Origin of the sequence: Kutzneria sp. 744, from assembly GCF_000568255.1 — a bacterium.
Taxonomy (GTDB): Bacteria; Actinomycetota; Actinomycetes; order Mycobacteriales; family Pseudonocardiaceae; genus Kutzneria.
In genome coordinates this window covers 10,349,577-10,358,969 of the sequence record NZ_KK037166.1, presented here as the reverse complement: position 1 = coordinate 10,358,969, position 9,393 = coordinate 10,349,577, and the positions used below count along the sequence as shown (strand labels likewise).

General features: G+C 69.8%; 7 protein-coding genes and 2 pseudogenes. 7 read left to right on the top strand and 2 right to left on the bottom strand.

The annotated features are described in order from the left end of the window. Window positions 1–1,229 (top strand): annotated as a pseudogene (locus KUTG_RS47065) (hypothetical protein); the annotation flags it as partial. 138 nt (window positions 1,230–1,367) lie between these two features. Here KUTG_RS47065 and KUTG_RS47060 read toward each other — a convergent pair. Further along, on the bottom strand, window positions 1,368–2,420 hold the full coding sequence (locus KUTG_RS47060; protein WP_232241316.1) for a LacI family DNA-binding transcriptional regulator: 1,053 nt from the start codon (window positions 2,418–2,420) through the stop codon (window positions 1,368–1,370). Window positions 2,421–2,487: 67 nt separating this feature from the next. Beyond that, window positions 2,488–3,180 carry a glycoside hydrolase family 12 protein gene (locus KUTG_RS47055; protein WP_043726412.1) on the bottom strand — a complete coding sequence of 231 codons (693 nt, stop codon included), beginning with the start codon at window positions 3,178–3,180 and terminating at the stop codon, window positions 2,488–2,490. Between the two features lie 597 nt (window positions 3,181–3,777). On the opposite strand from KUTG_RS47055, the gene KUTG_RS47050 reads away from it, so the two are divergent. The 6 genes and pseudogenes from KUTG_RS47050 to KUTG_RS47035 all read left to right on the top strand — a co-directional run bounded on the left by KUTG_RS47050 (window position 3,778) and on the right by KUTG_RS47035 (window position 9,353). After that, window positions 3,778–4,059 (top strand): hypothetical protein, encoded by a 282-nt coding sequence (locus KUTG_RS47050; protein ID WP_157495287.1) that lies wholly within the window; start codon window positions 3,778–3,780, stop codon window positions 4,057–4,059. A gap of 12 nt (window positions 4,060–4,071) precedes the next feature. Further along, a pseudogene (locus tag KUTG_RS55645) lies at window positions 4,072–5,007 on the top strand (hypothetical protein); the annotation flags it as partial. Beyond that, complete coding sequence (locus KUTG_RS64760) at window positions 4,973–5,938, top strand: exo-rhamnogalacturonan lyase family protein (RefSeq protein ID WP_232241315.1); 966 nt, start codon at window positions 4,973–4,975, stop codon at window positions 5,936–5,938. The pseudogene KUTG_RS55645 and the gene KUTG_RS64760, both read left to right, overlap by 35 nt. Window positions 5,939–6,106: 168 nt before the next feature. Continuing rightward, window positions 6,107–6,892, top strand: coding sequence for an exo-rhamnogalacturonan lyase family protein (locus tag KUTG_RS55635; protein ID WP_063753650.1), 786 nt, complete (start codon window positions 6,107–6,109; stop codon window positions 6,890–6,892). Further along, window positions 6,889–7,884, top strand: coding sequence for a rhamnogalacturonan acetylesterase (locus KUTG_RS47040; RefSeq protein WP_043726410.1), 996 nt, complete (start codon window positions 6,889–6,891; stop codon window positions 7,882–7,884). Before KUTG_RS55635 ends, KUTG_RS47040 begins: the two co-directional genes overlap by 4 nt. Window positions 7,885–7,907: 23 nt before the next feature. Beyond that, window positions 7,908–9,353: a BNR repeat-containing protein gene (locus tag KUTG_RS47035; protein WP_232241314.1), complete on the top strand. Its 1,446-nt coding sequence runs from the start codon at window positions 7,908–7,910 to the stop codon at window positions 9,351–9,353. Window positions 9,354–9,393: the final 40 nt, after the last annotated feature.

The window sequence follows — 9,393 nt, the reverse complement described above, 5'->3', positions numbered from 1 at the left end:
CGACCACGACCTGTTACAAGATCGACGGCACCTCGTTGGCCGCGCCGACCGTGTTCAACGGCCTGAGCAGCCAGCTGGTCTTCAATCCGGAGAACGCCCTCGGCCCGGACGGGCACCTGCGCGGCTACACCGGCATCTGGGGCGGGTCCGTCGCCGGCGCCACCGTGTGCTACGACTGGACGGCTGCCGCCGCGTGCGCCGGATTCCCCTTGCCGGCAACCCATCCCTCGGCCAACGGCGGCGCGACGCGGGACTACGGCTACGCGTACGACCAGACCACCCGCTGCCTGTTCGGGCTCGGTGACGCCGGGGTCCTGTTCTCCGAGGACCCGTCGACGTCGAGCTCGCCGTGCATCCACAGTGGCGCGGACGTCACGCTGACGCCGTCGTCGTTCTACTGCGACGGCGGAACCAACCACATCCACGGCTACACGGATGCCCGGCTGGAGAACATGAACCTGGCCAACGTGAACCTGGCCGCGTCGACCGCGGATGTCAGCGACGTCAACGGTTCCGTGTTCGCCCATCCGTCGTTCGCCGCCGACGGCAGCCTCGACCTGTCGGGCATCTCGCCGGCCGCGCATCCGGCCATCACGGTCTCGGCGCACCTGGTGTTGAACAACAGCAACGACTTCACCGGCGGCAACCAGCCGCATCTGGTGGTGTCGTTCGCCGGCGACGCGCCCCAGATCTGTTTCCGCACCACGGTTTCGTCGACCTGCACGGTGAGCGGCGTGACCGACACCGCGACCGGTTCGGACGCCACCGGCCCGCTCACCTCCAACACCGTGAGTCTGCGGGTCGCCCCGGGGTCCGGTTGCCAGCCGAACGTGTCGGTGAACAAGGAGATCTGCGCGTCCGCGCACGACAGTGACTGCGGGCCCGGTGGTCCGGGGCCGTGGGTGAAACACGCGACTCCAGGTCTGCTCGGGCTGCTGCTGGCCCACCCGCACTGGCGGATCACGGTGACCGACGCCGGTCCGGTCGGCATCACCGGCGCCACCGTCAACGACAGCGCGGAATCGTCCTGCCGGAGCGCGGCGGGCACGTTCGAGCTGGCGGCGGGGCAGAGCAAGCAGGTCTACTGCTCGACCCAGCTGCTGATTTCTCTGCTGCCCTTCACCAACACGGCGTCGGCCTCGTACGTGCCGGTGAACTCGCCGGACGGCACGCCGCCGTCCAGGACGAGCGGTTCCTCGGCGGTGGCCTGCAACCTGCTCGGGTGTTGATCGCTTGATCGCCGGACCGCGGTGCCGCCGTCGGCGGCACCGCGGTTGCGGTCGGGCCGGTGTCGTGGTTGAGCCGGGAACGCGTTCAGGGCGGGTCGAAGCTGCCGTTGGGTCCGGGTGGCCGACGAACCTGTGCCCTCACGCTGAATCCCGCAGCACCAGATTGGTGCCGAGGACCGCCTGGCGGTGCTCGACCACCGTGCCGTCGAGGATGGCGAGGAGCTCACGGGCGCTCTGCGCACCAAGCTCCTCGACCGGCTGTCCCACAGTGGTCAGCGGCGGATCCGTGGTGCGGGCGATCGGCGCGTCGTCGAAGCCGATCACGGCGACGTCCTCGGGCACCCGCCGCCCGAGACGCCGCAGGACCCGCATCACACCGACGGCCATCAGGTCCGAGGCGGCGAAGATGGCGTCCACGTCGGGCCGCCGGTCGAGCAGCCGCAGCGCGGCGTGCTCACCGGACGGCAGACTGAAATCGCCGTGCACCACCAGACCCGGGTCGAACCGGCCGGCGTCGGTGAGCGCGTCGCTGAATCCGGCGAGCCGGTCCACGCCGGCGGACATGTCCTTCGGCCCGGCGACGGTGGCGATCCGGGTCCGGCCGGTCTCGATCAGGTGGCGCACCGCTAGGGCCGCTCCGCCGTGATTGTCAACGTCCACGGAGGAATAGCGGGTCGGATCGGCGCCCACCGGCCGACCGACGACGACCATGGGGACACCGACCCGCTCCAGCGGCCCGGCATGCCGCGCGTGCATGCTGACGATCAGCGCGCCGTCGACATGGTCGCTGCGTAAGTGGCGCAGCGCCGGGGACTTGCCGTTGCGGGCAGACTCGACGGTCAGCAGGACCACATCGTGGTCGGCCGCGGCCAACTCCCGATTGATCCCCCACAGGATCCGGCTGAAGTACGGGTCGGCGAACAGTCGGCTGCCGTCCTCGCACACTGTCACGGCGACCAGGCCGGCGCGCTGGGGCTCATGCGCCCGGCCGGCCCGCTGGCGGACGTAGCCGAGCCGGTCGACCGCCTGCACCACCTGCCGGCGCGTTTCCGGCCGGACGTGGTGGAAACCGTTGAGCACACGGGACGCCGTGGCCAGCGAGACTCCGGCGGCGTGGGCCACGTCCACCAGCGTCGGTCGGACATCTGTCAGGTTGAGCACGGCAGCGTCCGCCTCTCGGAGGAACAACACGACCCGGGTCCGCCTCCGCCCGCGGCGGAGGCGGCGCAGGACCCGTCGCCGTGTCGGATCGGGCCGATCAGGACGAGGAGACCGAGAAGCTGTTCGAGGTGAAGTTCAGCGACCGCCCGGTCGAGGTGATCTCGAAGCCGAACTGCACGTCGCCCAGTGTCACGTCGCCGAACCAGCCCTTGGACCTGATCCAGTTCAGCACGGCCTTGACGTCCACCGAGCCGGCGTTCGTGTTGCCGTGCCGCAGGAACGAGAACACGGCGTTGGCGCCGTTCGATCCCTTGTAGACGTCCCAGGTGTGGCCGCCGACGGTGACCGTGGTCTGCTTGCTGCCGATCGGGCCCACCGCACCGGTCTTGTTCATCCACAGCATGATCTCGTAGGCGTTGTTGTTCGCCCAGATGTCGTACGCCGTCTCGTAGGCGCCGCTGCCCGGCACCGTGACGTTGAAGTTGCTCGTGACCCTGCCGATGGCGCTGAGCTTCTTGCCGATGCCGCGCCCGGAGTGCGGGTAGGTCTTCACGCCGCCGGTGTTGGGCTGGTTGGAGGTCACGCCCCAGTTGCTGTACGAGTTGGCCCAGATAGTCTGTGGGCCGGCGCCGCCGCCCCACACGTCGTTACTGAGCGTGTAGCCCCCGTTCGACCACGTGCCCCACTTGTCGGAGGAGGACCACCCGGCCGCATGGGCGGTGGTGGCGGTCAGCACCAGTGTGGCGAGGGCAGCCAGGCCGACCTGGGCAAAGCGCAGGGATTTACGCATGAGCAGGGACCTTCCGAGCGTCGTTGCGCGGCGGTTCGACCGGACGGTCCATCGAGTCTTTTCGACGGTTCCTCGTGATCGTCCGGTGACACAGTGTCAGGCAAACGCACTGTGGCACGGGAATTGCGAGCCGGTCAAGAACTGGCCCCGACGGCCAGGGCCGGTCTAGACCAAGGCATGCACGTCCACCACGGGTTCGACCAATCCGGCGGTCCCACCGGGCGTCGAATATTCGACAAATGCCAGCGTGACACGTCGAACCGTGTCGACGAATGCCAAGAGCCCGAAGACGCGGTGAGCTCGTTCGTGAGCGATGGACCTCCGTACGCGGGTCGATCGCCAGGCGAGGCGTGCCGGTCCGCGGATCGGTCGGTGTAATTTTCATCTTGGCGACGATCACCGTCGACTCCCGCCCATGCCCGCCGCCACCACCGCGAACGTCCGAACCGGCGCCTCTCGCTCGCGCCGAACCGCCTACCAGCGGGTCCGGCGAATTGAAACGTTTTTGGCAGTGGTCGGAGCCAGCAGTACTGTCCTGCCGCACCGGACTCCGTCGCGCGATTGCACAGTCCACACCGGACACGGCAGGAGAAGTCCATGTCTCTCAGGCGCCACGCGATCCTCATGGCCGGCCTGACCGCGGCCGTGCTCGGCGACTCGACCCAGGAAAGCGCTTTCCACCGCAACCTGGCCGACGCAACCGTGCGGGCCACCGTCGGCTTCGCCGCGAACGAGGAGCCGGTGACGCTGCACGGTTACGCACCGACGGCCACCGGTGCCACGGCCGGTGCGGTGCACTACGACTCGGCGACCCACCTGTTCACGGTGACCGTCACGCCGGGAGTCGACCACAACGCCGTCATCGTGCTCACTCGCTAGGAAAGGTCGCCGATGTCGTTTCCGAGACGAATCTTCCTGGCCGGCACCGGCGCGGCGGCCGCGGCCGCCGGGCTGGGTGTGCCACCGGCCACGACACCGACCACACCGTCGGCGGACCTGCACTGGCTGGACGGCCCGCCGCCGGCCCCGTCCGGCAGCACCTGGGGCGTGCCATGGCCCCGTGGTCAGGTGGCCAAGGGCACCACCTTCGCTCTGGCCACCGCGGACGGCGCGTCGGTTCCGGTGCAGTCGTGGCCGCTGGCCTACTGGCCGGACGGCAGTCTCAAGTGGACGGCGCACGCGACCGGCGCCGAGACGCCGGTGACCGGGGCGTTCCGGCTCAGCACCGGCGCCCCGGCCGCGCCCAGGCGCCCCGTTGTCGTGTCGAAATCGGGCGACGAGATCAGGCTCGGCAACGGTGTCGTCGACGTCCGCCTGGCCGCGCACGGTCCCACGCCCATCACCTCCATCACCCGCGACGGCACCGTCGTCGGTCACGACGGTCGACTCACGCTGTTGTTGCAGGGACAGCACGACGACGCGAACGTGGTCCGCCGCAACGAGTGGGTCGGGTACGTCACCTCGGCGACCATCGAGCAGGCCGGCCCGGTGCGGGCGGTCGTGAAGTTGACCGGCCGTTATCGCCTGCCGGGCGACGTGCGGTCGGTCCTGCCGTGGACGCTGCGGATCTACCTCGGGGCCGGCGACGAGGCCATCCGCCTGGTGCACCACTTCGTGTGGGACGCCGACGTCGACCACGACCTCATCGGGGGGCTCGGGCTGCAGATCGCGGTGCCGATGGCCGAGGAGCCGCACAACCGGCACATCCGCTTCGGCACGGTGGCCGGCGGCATCTGGGGCGAGCCGGTGCGGGTGCTGACCGGGCTCCGCCGCGACCCGGGTTCGGCCGTGCGTGCCGCCCAGATCGCCGGCACGGCCACCCCGCCCGTCGATCAGTGGTCGCAGCAGGTACGCGACGGGTACCGGCAATTGGCCTTGTGGAACGAACTTCACACTGTTCCAGGAGACGGCGAACCACTTCTCGGTGTGGAAGCGGACCTCCGCCAAGGCCAGTTGGCTCAAGCACGCCGGGCACGGCGACCGCGCATCGGGTTTCGGCTACGTCGGGAGCACCAGCGGCGGCCTCGCCTTCGGCATGAGCGACTTCTGGCAGCGTTTCCCCCGCGCGGTGGACGTCCGCGGCGCGGCCGGCGACACCGCCACCGTCACCTTGTGGTCATGGGCGCCGCAGGCCGGCGCGATGGACCTGCGCCCCTACGACACCACCGCCCACGGCCTCGACCTCTCCTACGAGGACGTCCAGCCCGGATTCGCCACCCCGGAGGGCGTGGTCCGCTCCACCGAGATGTGGCTGTGGGCCTTGGACAGCACGCCGGCGCGTGACCGCGTGGCGCAGCTTCCCGCCGAGGTCAACGCCCAGATCGTGGCGTCGCCGGCCCGCTACCACGAAGCCGGCGTCTTCGGCCGCTGGAGCCTGCCCGACCGCCGCACCGCGACGCTGGCGGCCTACGAGGACGGCGTCGACCGCGAGGTCGCCTTCTACGCCGGCCAGGTCGACCAGCGCGAGTTCTACGGGTTCTGGCACTACGGCGACGTCATGCACACCTACGACGCCGACCGGCACTGCTGGCGCTACGACGTGGGCGGATACGCCTGGGACAACGCGGAACTCGGCACCGACGCGGCGTTGTGGTACGTCTTCCTGCGGTCCGGCCGGCCCGAGGTGTTCCGGCTGGCGCGGGCAATGACCCAGCACGTCAGCGAGGTCGACACGCACCACAGCGGGCGGTTCGCCGGCCTCGGTTCGCGGCATGCCGTCTCGCACTGGGGCGACGGCGCCAAGGAGGCCAGGAGGTAAATCTTGTGCGTGCTCCCCGAGTTATATCTTCTTGTGCGAGCTAGGCTTTCTCCTGATCCGATGTCCCGTCAAACTGGGCCACTCACCTGGCGCTGTATCACGACTTACGCTGGGTGTACCGTTAGCTTCATGGTTCTTTCCGTTAGGTGTAAGTACCTAGATAGGTACTTGAACGAGCTGCTCGGCGACCTGATCAGGAGCTCGCTGCGGGCCGACGCCACGCTGCGGTCGATCGATCCGCTGCGTGAAGTGCTGCCGCCGCAGACCCAGGCGCCGGCCCGTGTGCGCATCGGCCCCGACTGGTACGCGCTGGTGAGCAACTGGCTGACGGAGTGGGAGCGCACCGGCGACACCCGGTGGCGGGACCGGATCGTGACCGGCATGCGGGACATCGCCGCCTTCCCCGCCGGGTTGTTCACCGGCGAGGCCGGTGGGGCCGTCGGCTTCGACCCCACCACCGGGCACCTGGTGAACTTCGGACGCGGCGACTTCGACGGCGGCTACAACCTGGCGATGGCGTTCTGCGGCGAGCAGATCCTGTGGGAGGCGCTGGATCTCGTCGACGTGTCGGAATTCCGCCGCACCCTGCTGGACTTCGCCCGCTACGTGCAGGCGCCGTCGGCGGAGAAGATCGCCCGCTACGGCCGGGACTTCAACCCCCAGGTGTTCAAGACGATCTACTCCCGCGTGACCGCGTGGGCCGGCGAGCAACTGGCCGACCCGACGATCCGGTCTCGGGGCTGGCAGCAGTTCACCTCCGATCCGAGCGGCCAGCCGTGGCCGGCGGCGGTGCGGGTCTCCGGCACGGCCGTTCCCGTCCCGGTGGACGAGATCCCGACCCGGGGCACGTCCAACCCCGCAGGCGACTTCGCCACGTTCGCCACCAACGACTTCGCCCAGCGCACCCTCGCCTACATCTCCCTGCTCGCCATCGCCCCGCAGGAGGCCCCGTGATCGCCCCGCTCGTCAGCGCCGTCACCCTGTTGTCGCTGCTCACCACCTCCCCCGCCGCCACCTCGTACTCGTTCGACGTCCCGCCGGGCGACTACGACGTCACGGTCACCCTCGGCAGCGCCACCGCCGCCGCGCAGACCGGCATCCAGGTGGAGGCGCGCCGGACGATGCTCGCCCCGGTCAGCACCCGTGCCGGCGAGTCCCGCCAGGAAGTGCTCTCGGTCAACGTGCGCAGCCCGGAGAGCATGCCCACGGGCGAAGAGGGAACCGGCACCCCGGGCCTGCAGGTCCGCCTCACCGGCAGCCATCCGGCCGCGACCAGGGTGACCGTGACACCGGCACATCACCCGAGCCTGTTCGTGATCAGCGACTCGACCGCTTCGGACTGGCTCAACGGCCCCAAACGCGGCTGGGCGCAGGAACTGCCCCAGCTGCTGCGCCCCGGGATCGTGGTGGCGAACTACGCCGACTCCGGGGAAAGCACCGTCAGCTGGCTGAGCAACCCCAAGCTGTTCGCCACCGTGCAGCCGCTGATCCGGCCCGGCGACGAGGTGCTGATCCAGCTGGCCCACAACGACAAGACCACGACCGAAGCCACGTTTCGGGCCAACCTGCGCAAGCTGGTCGACGGCGTCCGCCAGCGCGGCGGCCGGCCCGTGCTGGTCACGCCGCCCGTGCGGCACCTGTTCGGCTCGGACGGCAAGCTCACGCCCACCGGCCTGGTCGTCAACAACCTCGGTGTCGACCTGCCCGCGGTGATCCGCTCCCTGGCCGGCGAGCTGCACACGCCGCTGATCGACCTCACCACGCGCAGCCAGGCGCTGCTGGAGGGGCTGGGCGAAGCCGCTTCCTGGCCGCTGTACCTGACCGTCGCCCACGACGGCGTGCAGGACGCTTCGCACTTCTCCGAGTACGGGGGGACGGTGATGGCCGGTCTCGTCACGCGTGGCATGGCCGACGCCCATCTGCCCGCCGCCGCCTTCCTGCGCTGACCACAACGATGGGGTCCGTTGAAATGATCTTGAAAGCCAGGGTTGCGTCTCGCGGCTTCCTGGTGGCCATGGCGCTCACCGCCATCGTGGCCACGCTGGCCACAGCCACCCCGGCCGGCCGTGCGCACGCCGCCGGCTCGGTCGCCGTGACCAGGACCGCCGACACCCAGCTGGATCCGACCGCGCTGTACTTCGTCTCCTACGACGGGCTGGTCAACAACGACTCGTTCCAGCAGAGCGGGATCCTGTCCTACGCCGGCTACCAGTACGCCGCCTGGTACACCGCCGACCGGAACGCGGTGATCGCCCGCCGCCGGCTGCCGTCGGGGTCCTGGGCCACCGTGAAACTGCCGCACCAGCTGTCGACGAACGACTCCCACAACGTCATCTCGCTGGGCGTCTCCCCCGCCGACGGGCGGCTGCACATCGCCATGGACACCCACGACAATCCGGTCTACTACGTGGCCTCCATCGCCGGCCTGGTGTCGCAACCGGCCTCGCACCCGTGGACGGGGGCGGATTTCGGTGCGGTGCAACGCACCTTGGGCGGCGTGGACCTCGGTTCGATCACCTATCCGCAGTTCCTGGTCACGCCGACGGGCGCGCTGCAGCTTTCCTACCGCACCGGCGCCTCCGGCAACGGCACCAACGAGCTGGCCGAGTACGCCGGCGGCCGGTGGACGAAGCTGGGCCGGTGGCAGTCGGCCACCGGGAACTACACCGGCCCCAACGGTGTGGTGAGCACCACCCGCAACATGTACCTGCACGGCATCGACTACACGCCGAGCGGCCGGCTGTACGCCACGTTCACGTGGCGGGAGGGCAACACCGGAGTGCTGTGCGCCAGTGGCGGACTGTCCAATCACGACACCGGCTATGTCTACAGCGACGATCAGGGCCGAACCTGGCACAACAACGCCGGCACGGTGGTCGGCTCCACCGGCGGGTCGGCAGTCTCCCTCGACTCACCGGGGCTGGTCGTCGACCCGCTCGGTCCCGACCACGGCCTGATGAACCAGGAGAGCCAGGCCGTCGACTCGGCCGGCGCCGTCCACGCCCTGATCAGCTACGTGCCCGGGCGGTTCACCCAGTGCGTCACCGACTACCAGGCGGATCGCCAGCGGTACGGGCACACCTTCCTGCTGTCCAGGGCGGGGAACGGAACCTGGAGCAAGGTGGAGATTCCCGTTCAGTCCGGTTCCACCCAGCGGTCGAAGCTCGTCTTCGACCGGCACGACAACGCCTACGTGATCATGCCGTTCGGCCGGATCGTGGCGGCGACCAGGGCCAGCGGCTGGACCGACTGGACGCAGGTGTTCGGCGCCGATCAGCTCGGCGCGTTCGGCGAGGTCGACGTCGACACGTCCCGGGTCCGCGACGAGGGTGTCTTCTCCGTGCTGTACCAGCGGAAATCGACCGGTCCGACCACGCCGTCGCCGATCAGGGTCGCGGACTTCCGGCTCGGCTGACCGGTTCGACGCGTCAACCCGGGCGGTGCACGCCGTCGAG